Annotated in this window: 13 protein-coding genes; 11 read left to right on the top strand and 2 right to left on the bottom strand. The window is 58.5% G+C overall.

Features of this window, described 5'->3' with window-relative positions:
* Genes mepA through DBR02_RS01930 form a run of 4 tightly spaced genes read left to right on the top strand, consistent with a single transcriptional unit; the run spans nucleotide 1 to nucleotide 2,468 of the window.
* Nucleotides 1–825, top strand: coding sequence for a penicillin-insensitive murein endopeptidase (gene mepA, locus DBR02_RS01945; protein ID WP_003861385.1), 825 nt, complete (start codon nucleotides 1–3; stop codon nucleotides 823–825).
* Nucleotides 825–1,634 carry a sulfite exporter TauE/SafE family protein gene (locus tag DBR02_RS01940; protein WP_022648863.1) on the top strand — a complete coding sequence of 270 codons (810 nt, stop codon included), beginning with the start codon at nucleotides 825–827 and terminating at the stop codon, nucleotides 1,632–1,634. The genes mepA and DBR02_RS01940 overlap by 1 nt, the downstream gene beginning before the upstream one ends.
* A complete protein-coding gene (locus DBR02_RS01935; RefSeq protein ID WP_107533438.1) occupies nucleotides 1,634–2,179 on the top strand; it encodes an elongation factor P hydroxylase in 546 nt (181 codons plus the stop codon). The genes DBR02_RS01940 and DBR02_RS01935 overlap by 1 nt, the downstream gene beginning before the upstream one ends.
* Before the next feature lie 13 nt (nucleotides 2,180–2,192).
* Nucleotides 2,193–2,468 carry a YfcL family protein gene (locus DBR02_RS01930; RefSeq protein WP_028013966.1) on the top strand — a complete coding sequence of 92 codons (276 nt, stop codon included), beginning with the start codon at nucleotides 2,193–2,195 and terminating at the stop codon, nucleotides 2,466–2,468.
* A gap of 65 nt (nucleotides 2,469–2,533) precedes the next feature.
* Here the strand turns inward: DBR02_RS01930 and mnmC are convergent, their stop codons facing one another.
* Nucleotides 2,534–4,531: a bifunctional tRNA (5-methylaminomethyl-2-thiouridine)(34)-methyltransferase MnmD/FAD-dependent 5-carboxymethylaminomethyl-2-thiouridine(34) oxidoreductase MnmC gene (gene mnmC / locus DBR02_RS01925; RefSeq protein WP_173937186.1), complete on the bottom strand. Its 1,998-nt coding sequence runs from the start codon at nucleotides 4,529–4,531 to the stop codon at nucleotides 2,534–2,536.
* A 158-nt stretch (nucleotides 4,532–4,689) separates the two neighbouring features.
* Here mnmC and fabB point away from each other — a divergent pair, with 158 nt between their 5' ends.
* Both fabB and DBR02_RS01915 read left to right on the top strand, forming a co-directional pair.
* Nucleotides 4,690–5,907 (top strand): beta-ketoacyl-ACP synthase I, encoded by a 1,218-nt coding sequence (fabB, locus tag DBR02_RS01920; protein WP_022648859.1) that lies wholly within the window; start codon nucleotides 4,690–4,692, stop codon nucleotides 5,905–5,907.
* Nucleotides 5,908–5,974: 67 nt separating this feature from the next.
* Nucleotides 5,975–7,153, top strand: coding sequence for an MFS transporter (locus DBR02_RS01915; RefSeq protein ID WP_107533436.1), 1,179 nt, complete (start codon nucleotides 5,975–5,977; stop codon nucleotides 7,151–7,153).
* An 86-nt stretch (nucleotides 7,154–7,239) separates the two neighbouring features.
* Here the strand turns inward: DBR02_RS01915 and flk are convergent, their stop codons facing one another.
* Nucleotides 7,240–8,244 carry a flagella biosynthesis regulator Flk gene (flk, locus tag DBR02_RS01910; protein ID WP_107533435.1) on the bottom strand — a complete coding sequence of 335 codons (1,005 nt, stop codon included), beginning with the start codon at nucleotides 8,242–8,244 and terminating at the stop codon, nucleotides 7,240–7,242.
* Between the two features lie 111 nt (nucleotides 8,245–8,355).
* Here flk and pdxB point away from each other — a divergent pair, with 111 nt between their 5' ends.
* The 5 genes from pdxB (at nucleotide 8,356) to accD (ending at nucleotide 13,130) form a co-directional block, all read left to right on the top strand.
* Nucleotides 8,356–9,492, top strand: coding sequence for a 4-phosphoerythronate dehydrogenase PdxB (gene pdxB, locus DBR02_RS01905; RefSeq protein WP_107533434.1), 1,137 nt, complete (start codon nucleotides 8,356–8,358; stop codon nucleotides 9,490–9,492).
* 64 nt (nucleotides 9,493–9,556) lie between these two features.
* A complete protein-coding gene (locus DBR02_RS01900; RefSeq protein WP_063450416.1) occupies nucleotides 9,557–10,570 on the top strand; it encodes an aspartate-semialdehyde dehydrogenase in 1,014 nt (337 codons plus the stop codon).
* Nucleotides 10,570–11,382, top strand: a complete 813-nt coding sequence (gene truA / locus DBR02_RS01895; RefSeq protein WP_102750760.1) for a tRNA pseudouridine(38-40) synthase TruA — start codon at nucleotides 10,570–10,572, stop codon at nucleotides 11,380–11,382. The genes DBR02_RS01900 and truA overlap by 1 nt, the downstream gene beginning before the upstream one ends.
* Nucleotides 11,383–11,410: 28 nt before the next feature.
* The gene (locus DBR02_RS01890; RefSeq protein WP_063450414.1) at nucleotides 11,411–12,070 is read left to right on the top strand and encodes a DedA family protein; all 660 of its coding nucleotides are present in this window, start codon (nucleotides 11,411–11,413) and stop codon (nucleotides 12,068–12,070) included.
* 154 nt (nucleotides 12,071–12,224) lie between these two features.
* Nucleotides 12,225–13,130: an acetyl-CoA carboxylase, carboxyltransferase subunit beta gene (gene accD / locus DBR02_RS01885; protein ID WP_003861408.1), complete on the top strand. Its 906-nt coding sequence runs from the start codon at nucleotides 12,225–12,227 to the stop codon at nucleotides 13,128–13,130.
* Nucleotides 13,131–13,165 lie beyond the last annotated feature (35 nt).

The raw sequence follows: 13,165 nt of genomic DNA, 5'->3' as shown, positions 1-13,165 counted from the left end.
ATGAAAAAAACCGCAATCGCTCTGCTGGCGCTGCTTGCCAGTGGAGCCAGTCTGGCCGCCACGCCGTGGCAGAAAATCACCCACCCGGTGGCGGGTAGCGCGCAGTCTATCGGCGCGTTTTCCAACGGCTGTATCGTCGGCGCGCAGGAACTTCCGCTGCAATCGGATACCTATCAGGTGATGCGCACCGATCAGCGCCGTTATTTCGGCCATCCTGACCTGGTGCTGTTTATTCAGCGTCTTGGCAACCAGGTGCATAACCTGGGGCTGGGCACGATGCTGATTGGCGATATGGGGATGCCTGCCGGTGGCCGCTTTAACGGCGGACACGCCAGCCACCAGACCGGACTGGATGTGGATATTTTCCTGCAACTGCCGAAAACGCGCTGGAGTTCAGCGCAGCTGCTGAAGCCGCAGGCGCTGGATCTGGTGTCGGCCGATGGCAAACGGGTCGTCGCCTCGCGCTGGTCACCGGAAATTTCCAGCATGATCAAGCTGGCGGCAGAAGATAATGACGTCACGCGGATCTTTGTTAACCCGGCCATCAAGCAGCAGCTCTGCCTGGATGCGGGAACGGATCGCGACTGGCTGCGCAAAGTGCGCCCGTGGTTCCAGCACCGGGCACATATGCATGTTCGTCTGCGCTGTCCGGCGAACAGCCTGGAATGTGAAGATCAGCCGCTCCCGCCGCCTGGCGACGGTTGCGGTTACGAACTGCAAAGCTGGTTTGAACCGGCCAAGCCTGGAACCTCTAAGCCTGAGAAGAAGACACCGCCTCCGTTGCCGCCTTCCTGCCAGGCGCTACTGGATGAGCATGTACTTTAATGGATAATTTCGTCGATCTGTTCATGGTGTCACCGCTGCTGCTGGCGGTGCTCTTTTTTGTTGCGATGTTAGCCGGATTTATCGATGCCCTTGCGGGCGGTGGCGGCTTGCTCACCGTTCCGGCGCTGCTGGCGGCAGGCATGAGCCCTGCCCAGGCGCTCGCCACCAATAAACTCCAGGCGTGCGGCGGCTCTCTTTCCTCTTCGCTCTATTTTGTTCGCCGCAAGGTGGTGAATCTCGCCGATCAGAAGCTCAATATCCTGATGACGTTTATTGGCTCGACGGCGGGTGCCTTGCTGGTACAGCACGTGCAGTCCGACATTCTGCGCCAGATCCTGCCGATTCTGGTTATCTGCATCGGCCTGTATTTCCTGCTGATGCCTAAACTCGGCGAGGAAGACCGGGCGCGGCGGCTGCACGGCCTGCCGTTTGCGCTGATTGCCGGTGGCTGCGTCGGCTTTTACGACGGCTTCTTTGGCCCAGGGGCAGGCTCGTTTTACGCGCTGGCGTTCGTGACGCTGGCCGGCTTTAACCTCGCCAAATCCACCGCCCACGCCAAGGTGCTGAATGCGACCTCGAACGTCGGCGGCCTGCTGCTGTTTATCATTGGCGGCAAGGTTATCTGGGCAACCGGGTTTGTGATGATGGCAGGGCAGTTTTTGGGCGCGCGCGCAGGCTCGCGTCTGGTATTAAGCAAAGGGCAAAAGTTGATCCGCCCGATGATTGTTGTCGTCTCGGCGGTGATGAGCGCCAAACTTCTTTATGACAGCCATGGACAGGAGATCCTCACCTGGTTGGGGATGAACTAATGAACAGTACGCATAAATACGAACAGCTGATTGAGATCTTCGATAGCTGTTTTGCTGATGATTTTAATACCCGTCTGATTAAAGGCGACGACGAACCGATCTATCTTCCTGCTGATGACGAGGTTCCGTATAACCGCATCGTCTTTGCCCACGGCTTTTACGCCAGCGGTTTGCACGAGATTTCGCACTGGTGCATCGCGGGGAAAGCGCGTCGCGAGCAGGTGGACTTCGGTTACTGGTACTGCCCGGACGGGCGCGACGCCGCCACCCAGGGGCGGTTCGAAGATGTGGAGGTGAAACCGCAGGCGCTGGAGTGGCTGTTCTGCGTGGCGGCGGGTTTCCCGTTCAACGTGAGCTGTGACAACCTTGAAGGCGACTTCGAGCCAGACCGTATCGTCTTCCAGCGCCGCGTGCATGCGCAGGTGATGGAGTATCTTGAGAAGGGCATCCCGGAACGTCCGGCGCGTCTGATCGAGGCCTTACAGAATTATTACCACACGCCGGAGATCACGGCGGAATGCTTCCCGTGGCCGGAAGATTTATAACAGAGGAAAGAAGATGATCGCAGAATTTGAATCACGCATTCTGGCGTTAATTGATGACATGGTGGAACACGCCAGTGATGATGAGCTGTTCGCCAGCGGTTATCTGCGTGGTCACCTGACGCTGGCGGTAGCCGAGCTGGAAGCAGGTGACGATCACTCTGCCGACGCCGTTCACGCTGAAGTCACGCGCAGCCTGGAAAAAGCCATTCTGGCCGGGGAGCTCTCTCCGCGCGACCAGTCTTTAGTGCTGGGCATGTGGGACAATTTATTCCAGCAGGCTAAACGCTAAGCCGCCGCCTTCTCTTCCCTCTCCCCTTTGGGGAGAGGGTCAGGGTGAGGGGATTCGACCGCACCCTACTTAACCATTTTCCCCTTCAGCAGTTTCCTTACCCACAACCGGTTCGGATTCAGCCCCGCGAGCGTAACCCTGTCCAGCGGAACCGGCTCATCGCTCATTTGCGCAGCCAGCACCTCTGCCAGCAGCGGCGCGGAGCATAATCCCCGCGAGCCTAAACCACCCAGCATAAACAGTTCAGGATAAACCGGCGCACTCACCGCCGTTTCTTTGTTGTCTGCCAGATCCTGATAGAGTTCAAGCGTGGCTTCATAGTCCGGCACGTTTCCCGCCATCGGCAGGTGATCGCGGGTCGCGCAGCGTACGCCGCAGCGCGCTTCGCCCTCGCTGACGTCAACCTCTTTCGCCCACGACGCATCCGGGAAACAGTCGATCAGGCGCTGGCGGTTTTGCTGCTGATCTGCTTCGCTGTACTGCATGTCCGTTTCACCGCGATGGTAGCTGGCGCCAATGCAGTGATGGCCGTTGGACGGATTTTGCGGCGTCAGGTAGCCGTCGTAACACAGCACCTGGCGCAGCTTGCTCAGCGCGGGCGCGGCAGGAATATGGCTCACCTGGCCGCCGACAGGATAAACCGGCAGCGTCTCGGTCTGGGTAAACTGATTGATGTTATGCCCGTTGGCGAGCACCACGCTTCCATGCTGCGCCTCGTTGCCGTCAGCAAAACGCAGCGTCCAGTGCGCTGTCCGGCTAAGCGATTCAACCCTGTGGGCATAATGTACCGTCAAGCCGCGCGACTGCCCGAGAGCAATCGCCGCAGAAGTCAGTTCAGCCGGACACAGCCAGCCGCCGCGTGGATACTGAATCCCGCCGCAGCCGGTGTCGACGCCCGTGGTCTCAGAAACCTGCTGCGCCGTCACGGCATGGGCGATGGCCTCCGGCAGACCCAGCGACAGCATTTGTGTAATTTTCTGCTGGCTCTTCTCGTCCCAGCCGAGCTGCGTCACGCCGCACCAGTCGTGGTCAAACGCAACTGGCAGGCTATCGTAAAGGCGACGAGCAAACGTAAACGCCGCCGGGAAGAACTGGAACAGTGCCGGATCGTGTGAACTTAACAAAGGATAAAGTGCGCCCTGGCGGTTGCCTGATGCACCCGTCGCCGGCGCCTCGTCAGCGCAATAGAGCGTCACCTGCCAGCCTCGGTGCAGCAGCTCCAGCGAGAGCAGGGCGCTGGCAATACCGCCGCCCACAATGGCGACCTCACGCGACGCACTGGGGCGGCGAGCAAACCAGGGTGCCTGTGCCGGGATCGCCAGATCCTGCTCCATCACCCCGACCAGCATGTCGCGTTTGCGGCCAAACCCTTTGGTTTTCCGCATGGTAAACCCCGCCTCCTGCAACCCACGGCGAACAAAGCCCGCCGAGGTAAAGGTGGCAAGCGTCGCGCCGGGACGTGCCAGCCGCGCCATGGCGTTGAACAGATGCTGGCTCCACATGTCCGGGTTTTTGGCGGGCGCAAAACCGTCCAGGAACCAGGCGTCCACCTTCTGATTTATCGAGTCGTCGAGCTTATCGGTCAGGTCGTTAATGTCGCCCAGCCACAGGTCGAGCGTGACCCGTCCATCGTCCAGAATCAGACGATGACAGCCACCGATGTGAGGCGGCCACTGTGCCTGAAGCTGTTCCGCCCAGCGGGCAAGCTCCGGCCAGTGCTGATGGGCAAGCCGCAGATCGTGCGCGGTAAGCGGAAATTTTTCGAAACTGATGAAATGTAATCTTTGTAGGGTAGCCTCAGGGTGTGCAGCGCGAAAACAATCGAATGCCTGCCAGAGAGTCAGAAAATTCAGCCCGGTTCCGAAACCGCTCTCCGCCACAACGAACAGACTGCGCGGATGCTCAGGGAAGCGGGTGCCGAGATGATTTCCGTCGAGGAAAACATAGCGCGTCTCTTCCAGTCCGTTATCATTAGAAAAGTAGACGTCATCAAAATCTCGGGAAACAGGTGTACCCTCAGCGTTGAATTCGAGGTTGGCAGGTTGTATGGCGTTTTGTTTCACGTAAGTTACTCGTCCGACAGGCAGTGGCACGATCTTAACGATGTGAGCCTGTCGGTGCAAATTTCCACAGAAAATCGCTGATCGGACTTGTTCGGCGTACAAGTGTACGCTATTGTGCGACTCGAAACTTTTTATAGTGCGACTTACAGAGGTATTGAATGAAACGTGCAGTGATTACTGGCCTGGGCATCGTTTCCAGCATCGGTAATAACCAGCAGGAAGTCCTGGCATCTCTGCGTGAAGGACGCTCCGGGATCACTTTCTCTGAAGAGTTTAAAGATTCTGGAATGCGTAGCCACGTATGGGGTAACGTTAAACTGGATACCACCGGTTTGATTGACCGTAAAGTGGTTCGTTTCATGAACGATGCCTCTATCTATGCCTATCTTTCCATGCAGGAAGCGATCAAGGATTCTGGTCTGAGCGAAGACGCCTACCAGAACAACCCGCGCGTGGGCCTGATTGCCGGTTCCGGCGGTTCCTCTAAGGCGCAGGTGTTCGGTGCTGACGCCATGCGTAGCCCGCGCGGCCTGAAAGCGGTCGGTCCATACGTTGTGACCAAAGCGATGGGTTCTGCGGTATCCGCGTGCCTGGCAACGCCGTTCAAAATCCACGGCGTGAACTACTCCATCAGCTCCGCGTGTGCGACCTCCGCGCACTGTATCGGTAATGCGGTTGAGCAGATCCAGCTGGGCAAACAGGACATCGTCTTTGCTGGCGGCGGCGAAGAGCTGGGCTGGGAAATGGCCTGTGAGTTCGACGCAATGGGCGCACTGTCCACCAAATACAACGAAACGCCAGACAAAGCATCCCGTACCTATGACGCACACCGCGACGGTTTTGTTATCGCGGGCGGCGGCGGCATGGTCGTGGTTGAAGAGCTGGAGCACGCGCTGGCGCGTGGCGCGCACATCTACGCTGAGATCGTGGGCTACGGCGCAACGTCTGACGGCGCTGACATGGTTGCTCCATCCGGCGAAGGCGCGGTGCGCTGCATGAAGATGGCGATGCACGGCGTTGATACCCCAATCGACTACCTGAACTCCCACGGTACCTCTACTCCGGTAGGCGACGTGAAAGAGCTGGGTGCGATCCGCGAAGTGTTCGGCGACAACAGCCCGGCTATCTCTGCCACCAAAGCCATGACCGGTCACTCTCTGGGTGCGGCGGGCGTGCAGGAAGCGATCTACTCTCTGCTGATGCTGGAAAACGGCTTTATCGCCCCGAGCATCAACATCGACGAGATGGACGAGCAGGCGGCTGGCCTGAACATCGTGACCGAAACCACCGAACGTGAGCTGACGACCGTTATGTCCAACAGCTTCGGCTTCGGCGGCACCAACGCCACGCTGGTGATGCGCAAGCTGAAAGCGTAAGCGTTTGAAGGTATAGTAGAAGGGAGCCGCGCGGCTCCCTTTTTTATGCCTGAACACGGAGTTATGCATGAAGGCTATTACCCCTGAGAAGAGCGCTCCTTCCGGGAACCTTTCCCTCTTCCGCATCGCCTTTGCGGTGTTTCTGACCTATATGACCGTTGGCCTTCCGCTGCCGGTGATCCCCTTGTTCGTTCACCATGAGCTGGGCTATGGCAACACCATGGTCGGCATTGCGGTGGGCATTCAGTTTTTAGCGACGGTGTTAACCCGGGGCTACGCCGGGCGTCTGGCGGACCAGCACGGCGCAAAACGCTCGGCGTTGCAGGGCATGTTTGCCTGTGGGCTGGCGGGGGGCGCCTGGCTGCTGGCGGCGCTGTTGCCGATAGATGCAGCGTATAAATTCGCGCTGCTGGTAGTGGGGCGCCTGATCCTCGGCTTTGGCGAAAGCCAGCTGCTGACCGGCACCCTGACCTGGGGAATGGGGCTGGTGGGGCCTGCGCGTTCCGGTAAAGTGATGTCCTGGAACGGGATGGCGATTTACGGCGCGCTGGCGGCAGGCGCGCCGCTGGGTTTGCTGATCCACAGCCAGTTTGGTTTTGCGGCGCTGGCAGCAACCACCATGGTATTACCGCTGCTGGCGTGGGCGTTTAACGGTTCGGTACGCAAGGTGCCCGCCCATAAAGGCGAACGTCCTTCGCTGTGGAGCGTGGTGGGGCAAATCTGGCAGCCAGGGCTGGGGCTGGCGCTTCAGGGAGTAGGCTTCGCGGTGATTGGCACCTTCGTCTCTCTCTATTTTATGAGCCGCGGCTGGGCGATGGCGGGCTTTACGCTGACGGCCTTTGGTGGCGCGTTTGTATTGATGCGCGTGCTGTTTGGCTGGATGCCGGATCGCTTTGGCGGCGTGAAGGTGGCCGTAGCGTCACTGGTTATTGAGACGGTAGGTCTGGTGCTGCTGTGGCAGGCTCCGTCCGCCTACGTTGCGCTGCTGGGTGCGGCGTTAACCGGCTGCGGCTGCTCGCTGATCTTCCCGGCGCTGGGCGTTGAGGTGGTGAAGCGCGTCGCACCGCAGGTGCGCGGCACAGCGCTGGGCGGCTATGCGGCGTTTCAGGATATCTCCTACGGGATAACCGGACCGCTGGCGGGCGTGCTGGCGACGTCGTTTGGCTATCCTTCCGTATTTCTCGCCGGCGCGGTTTCCGCGGTGGTGGGGATCGTGGTGACGCTGGTGGCGTTTCGAAAGCGGTAATATGTTGCCGGGGGCGGCTGCGCCTTACCCGGCCTACGGTTCGAGCCGTTGTAGGCCCGGTAAGCGGAGCGCCACCGGGCAAAACCTCAGGCAACCAGCCAGAAAAGCGCCAGCGCAATCATCAGCGCGATAAACATCAATCCCGGGCGGGCAGAGAGCGTTTTAAACGTGTCGACAACCGGGGCAAACAGCGGGCTGTAGATGGGCTGAACGTTACGCACTTCCGGCACGCCGCCTTCCCGCTCGGCGCGGCGAATAAAGATTTGATTCAGTAAATCCTGAACCTGCGCGGTGGTCAGCACCGTTTGCGGCGTGGCCTGCCAGGCCTGCTGGGCATATTCCCGAACAGCTTCAAACTCTTGCCGCTCAAGCGGCTGCTTAAGCGACGCCTGCACCGTATGCAGCGTCGGGGCGGTCTGGGCGCTGAGCGTCTGACGCGCCTGGAGCCAGGTGACCAGATGGGTAAACTGTTTTGCCGGGATCAGCTCGCCCGCTTTCACGCCGGAAAGTTCCAGCATGGATTGCCAGATGAGCTTTGTCGGTTCGCCGGTGGCGGCAGCCAGCTTTGTGACCATCTGCTTGAGCGTATTGTGCTCCGCTGGCTGCAATGGACGTTCTGTCGACGGGCGCTGTTGCGGCTGCGGGATCGAAAGCTGGTTGCTTTGCAGCAGAGTCAGCACGGTTTTCAGCTGTTCTGACGAAAGCTGGCTCAGGGCGGTATGGCCGTACTGTTGACGGATAAAATCACTCACCGCCTGGCGATTATTCCCCTGGCCCAACAGCTCGGTCAGTTGCGAGACAATCTGGCGGGTAGTATGTTGCTGCTGTGCGCTGGTAAGACGCTGGTTCAGGTTTTGTTCAGCGGCAGGGAAATGGCGCGACTGGAGCGGCGCATCGTTTCTGACGCCCAAATCGTGCTTAACGCCGGCCCATACCTCTGCGTTTTGCTGCGAGGTCAACGCAATTAGGCGCGTGATCAGACGCTCCAGCACGGTGCGCTGTTGCGTGGAGAGCGGCTGTTCGCCTGGCGTGTTGGGCGCTACGGGGCCTTCACCCGGAGGGCGCGGAGGCGTACCTGAAATGGGCTGCATCGTCAAAAATCCTTAAAGTCAAACTCTGCGTAACCGGGCGGAGATATATGCCCGGCGGCGAGATTATGGCACACTTGGCAGGTTTACTTCCTCTCAAACAGGTACTCAGACGTGAAAATCCTCGTTGATGAAAATATGCCTTACGCCCGTGAGCTGTTCAGCCGCCTGGGCGAGGTTAAGGCTGTCCCTGGTCGCCCGATTCCGGTCAGCGAACTGGACGATGCAGACGCCCTGATGGTGCGCTCGGTGACCAAAGTAAATGAGGCACTGCTCACCGGCAAAGGGATCAAGTTTGTCGGGACGGCAACGGCCGGGACCGATCATGTGGATGACCAGTGGCTTAAGCAGGCGGGGATTGGTTTTTCAGCGGCGCCAGGCTGTAACGCCATTGCCGTCGTGGAATATGTTTTTTCCGCATTATTGATGCTGGCCGAGCGCGATGGGTTTGCGCTGAAAGACCGCACCGTAGGTATTGTGGGCGTGGGCAACGTCGGCGGACGTCTGCAAAAGCGTCTGGAAGCCTGGGGCATTCGCACTTTGCTGTGCGATCCGCCGCGCAAGGATAACGGCGATGAAGGCGATTTCCGCACGCTGGACGAACTGGTCGACGAGTGCGACGTCATCACCTTCCACACGCCGCTTTTCAAAGAGGGGCCGTACCGGTCTCTGCACCTGGCCGACGAGACGCTATTCCGCCGTCTGAAGGCTGGCACTATTCTGATAAATGCCTGCCGCGGTCCGGTGGTGGATAACGCGGCGCTGCTGAAATGTCTCGACGAGGGACAAGATCTGAGCGTTGTGCTGGACGTCTGGGAGCCCGAGCCGGATCTTAACGTCGCATTGCTGAATAAGGTGGACGTGGGGACCGCGCATATTGCGGGTTATACCCTCGAAGGCAAGGCGCGCGGCACGACTCAGGTATTTGAGGCCTACAGCGCCTTTATCGGCCATCCGCAGCAGGTGGCGCTGGATACGCTGCTTCCCGCGCCGGAATTTGGCCGCATTACCCTTCATGGCCCGCTGGATGAGGCAACGCTAAAAAGACTGGTGCATTTGGTGTATGATGTGCGCCGCGATGACGCGCTGCTGCGTAAAGTGGCGGGTATTCCGGGTGAGTTTGACAAGCTGCGCAAAAATTACCTTGAGCGCCGCGAGTGGTCCTCCCTGTATGTGATGTGCGATGACGCCTCCGCGGCGGCGCTGCTGCATCAGCTGGGATTTAACGCCGTTCACCACCCGGCACGTTAATGTCTTTCTGCTCCCTGTTGGAAACGCCGACAGGGACGCGTTTTTATTTCTGGAGTAAACCACCATGTCTGAAGGCTGGAACATTGCCATTTTGGGCGCCACTGGCGCCGTGGGCGAAGCCCTGCTTGAAACCCTTGCTGAGCGCCAGTTCCCGGTGGGCGAAATTTACGCGCTGGCGCGTACCGACAGCGCGGGTGAACATCTGCGTTTCGGCGGAAAATCCGTGATGGTGCAGGATGCCGCCGCATTTGACTGGACCCAGGCTCAGCTGGCGTTTTTTGCCGCAGGTGCAGAGGCGACGGCGTCTTACATTGAAGAGGCGACCAATTCAGGCTGTCTGGTGATCGACCTGAGCGGCCTGTTCTCCCTTGAGCCGGATGTGCCGCTGGTGGTGCCGGACGTTAACCCGTTTGTGCTGGCTGATTACCGCAACCGCAACATCATTGCGGTACCAAACAGCCTCACCAGCCAGTTGCTGACCGCGCTGAAGCCGCTGATCGACGACGGTGGCCTGTCGCGCATTACCGTGACCAGCCTGCTGTCGGCTTCGGCTAATGGCAAAAAAGCCGTAGACGCGCTGGCAGGGCAGAGCGCGAAGCTGCTGAACGGTATCCCGATCGACGAAGATGATTTCTTCGGCCGCCAGTTGGCGTTCAACATGCTGCCGCTGCTGCCGGATCGTGAAGGTTCGGTGCGGGAAGAGCGTCGTATCGTCGATGAAGCGCGCAAAATTTTGCAGGATGACGGGCTGATGATCTCCGCGAACGTCGTACAGTCTCCGGTCTTTTACGGCCATGCGCAGATGGTCGGCTTTGAAGCCCTGCGTCCATTGGCGGCTGAAGAAGCGCGCGACGCGTTTGGCCGCGGTGAGGACATTGTCCTTTCCGAAGAGAGCGAATTCCCGACGCAGGTGGGCGATGCCACCGGCAGCGCGCATCTCTCCGTGGCCTGCGTGCGTAACGATTACGGTATGCCGGAGCAGGTGCAGTTCTGGTCCGTTGCCGACAACGTGCGTTTTGGCGGCGCGCTGATGGCGGTCAAAATCGCGGAAAAACTGGTGCAGGAGTATCTGTACTGATGTCAGACGTGGAACAAAAGCCGGTCCACAGAATTGCCCTCGGCATTGAGTACGATGGCAGTAAATACTATGGCTGGCAGCGTCAGAATGAGGTGCGCAGCGTCCAGGAGAAGCTGGAAAAAGCGCTCTCTCAGGTAGCGAACGAACCGATCAACGTCTTCTGTGCGGGCCGCACCGATGCCGGGGTTCACGGCACGGGGCAGGTGGTACACTTTGAAACTTCTGCGGTACGCAAAGATGCGGCCTGGACGCTGGGTGTAAATGCGAATTTACCTGGTGACATTGCCGTGCGTTGGGTGAAAGCTGTGCCGGATGATTTTCACGCGCGCTTCAGCGCGACGGCGCGGCGCTACCGTTATGTCATCTACAACCAGCGCCTGCGCCCGGCCGTCTTAAGCCAGGGCGTGACGCATTTTTATGAACCGCTGGATGCAGAACGCATGCATCGCGCGGCGCAGTGCCTGATTGGAGAAAATGATTTTACGTCGTTTCGTGCGGTGCAGTGTCAGTCCCGTACGCCGTGGCGTAACGTCATGCACATTAACGTCAGTCGTTATGGCGCGTATGTGGTGGTGGATATCAAAGCCAATGCCTTTGTACATCATATGGTGCGGAATATCGTGGGCAGCCTGATGGAAGTGGGCGCCGGACACCAGCCGGAGAGCTGGATTGCAGAACTGCTGGCAGCGAAGGACAGAACGCTTGCGGCAGCAACGGCGAAAGCGGAAGGGCTGTATCTGGTTTCGGTGGATTATCCGGACCGGTTCGACCTGCCAAAACCGCCAATGGGCCCGCTGTTTTTAGCGGACTAAACAAAGGTGCAATTAAGGCTTAGACAATATGGACGTAATACGTTTTCTGATTGATTTCATCCTGCACATTGATGTTCACCTGGCGGAGCTGGTCGCGCAGTACGGCGTCTGGGTATACGCCATTCTGTTCCTCATTCTGTTCTGTGAAACCGGGCTTGTGGTTACGCCGTTCCTGCCGGGAGATTCACTGCTGTTCGTGGCCGGTGCGTTATCTGCACTGCCAACCAATGACCTGAACGTCCACCTGATGGTCGTCCTGATGATCGTCGCGGCGATTGTTGGCGATGCGGTCAACTACACCATCGGGCGAGTGTTTGGCGAGCGGTTGTTCAGTAATCCGGACTCGAAGATTTTCCGCCGCAGTTATTTAGACAAGACCCATGCGTTCTATGAACGTCATGGCGGAAAAACCATTATCCTTGCCCGTTTTGTGCCTATTGTGCGCACATTTGCACCGTTTGTGGCGGGAATGGGCCACATGTCCTATCGTCATTTTGCGATGTACAACGTGGTGGGCGCACTGCTTTGGGTGTTGCTCTTTACCTATGCGGGCTACCTGTTTGGCGATCTGCCTGTGGTTCAGGAAAACCTTAAGTTACTGATTGTAGCGATTATTGTGCTTTCCGTTCTGCCGGGTGTTATCGAAATCATACGTCACAAACGCGCGGCAGCAAAACAAGCGAAGTAAATGCACGCTGGCAGTTCGACCACTTTTTTATCCAAAGTTTCGGGCTGTTATGTTTTAATGTGCAACATTCATGGTCTGTTGGAGGCAAAAATGGCATTATTCGCCTCTTACAGCAAAACTGGCATACGACCAGGTTCAGGCAGAAAGGTTATCAATGAGCTGGATTGAACGAATTAAAAGCAACATTACCCCGACGCGTAAAGCGAGCATTCCTGAAGGGGTATGGACGAAGTGTGATAGCTGCGGCCAGGTTCTGTATCGTGCAGAGCTGGAACGCAATCTTGAGGTGTGTCCTAAGTGTGACCACCACATGCGTATGTCGGCGCGCAACCGCCTGCATAGCCTGCTGGACGAAGGTTCTCTGGTAGAACTGGGCAGCGAACTGGAGCCAAAAGATGTGCTCAAGTTCCGCGACTCCAAAAAATACAAAGATCGTCTGGCCTCTGCACAGAAAGAGACCGGCGAGAAAGACGCGCTGATCGTCATGAAGGGCACCCTGCATGAAATGCCGGTGGTTGCCGCTGCGTTTGAGTTCTCCTTTATGGGCGGCTCAATGGGCTCCGTGGTCGGCGCGCGTTTCGTACGTGCCGTTGAGCAGGCGCTGGAAGACAACTGCCCGCTGATCTGCTTCTCCGCCTCCGGTGGTGCGCGTATGCAGGAAGCGTTGATGTCTCTGATGCAGATGGCGAAAACCTCCGCTGCGCTGGCGAAAATGCAGGAGCGCGGTCTGCCGTATATCTCGGTACTGACCGACCCAACCATGGGTGGCGTCTCTGCGAGCTTCGCAATGCTGGGCGACCTGAACATCGCCGAGCCAAAAGCGCTGATCGGCTTTGCCGGTCCTCGCGTTATCGAACAGACCGTACGTGAGAAACTGCCGCCGGGCTTCCAGCGCAGTGAGTTCCTCATTGAGAAAGGCGCTATCGATATGATCGTCCGCCGTCCGGAAATGCGCCTCAAGCTGGCCAGCATTCTGGCGAAGCTGATGAATCTGCCAGCGCCTAACCCGGACGAGCCGCGCGAAGGCGTGGTCGTACCGGATCAGGAACCCGAGGCCTGATAACTGAAAAGGGCAGGGCCGAATGGCGCTGCCCT

The organism is Enterobacter cloacae complex sp. (assembly GCF_900322725.1).
GTDB lineage: Bacteria > Pseudomonadota > Gammaproteobacteria > Enterobacterales > Enterobacteriaceae > Enterobacter > Enterobacter quasihormaechei.
Note: the sequence above shows the minus strand (reverse complement) of the source record. Positions and strands in the feature narration are given on the sequence as shown.

Coding starts and splice junctions, on each gene's coding strand:
- DBR02_RS01930 (WP_028013966.1), top strand. CDS start 2,193: ATGATCGCAGAATTTGAATCACGCATTCTGGCGTTAATTGATGACATG.
- mepA (WP_003861385.1), top strand. CDS start 1: ATGAAAAAAACCGCAATCGCTCTGCTGGCGCTGCTTGCCAGTGGAGCC.
- DBR02_RS01900 (WP_063450416.1), top strand. CDS start 9,557: ATGTCTGAAGGCTGGAACATTGCCATTTTGGGCGCCACTGGCGCCGTG.
- fabB (WP_022648859.1), top strand. CDS start 4,690: ATGAAACGTGCAGTGATTACTGGCCTGGGCATCGTTTCCAGCATCGGT.
- truA (WP_102750760.1), top strand. CDS start 10,570: ATGTCAGACGTGGAACAAAAGCCGGTCCACAGAATTGCCCTCGGCATT.
- DBR02_RS01890 (WP_063450414.1), top strand. CDS start 11,411: ATGGACGTAATACGTTTTCTGATTGATTTCATCCTGCACATTGATGTT.
- DBR02_RS01935 (WP_107533438.1), top strand. CDS start 1,634: ATGAACAGTACGCATAAATACGAACAGCTGATTGAGATCTTCGATAGC.
- accD (WP_003861408.1), top strand. CDS start 12,225: ATGAGCTGGATTGAACGAATTAAAAGCAACATTACCCCGACGCGTAAA.
- DBR02_RS01940 (WP_022648863.1), top strand. CDS start 825: ATGGATAATTTCGTCGATCTGTTCATGGTGTCACCGCTGCTGCTGGCG.
- DBR02_RS01915 (WP_107533436.1), top strand. CDS start 5,975: ATGAAGGCTATTACCCCTGAGAAGAGCGCTCCTTCCGGGAACCTTTCC.
- flk (WP_107533435.1), bottom strand. CDS start 8,244: ATGCAGCCCATTTCAGGTACGCCTCCGCGCCCTCCGGGTGAAGGCCCC.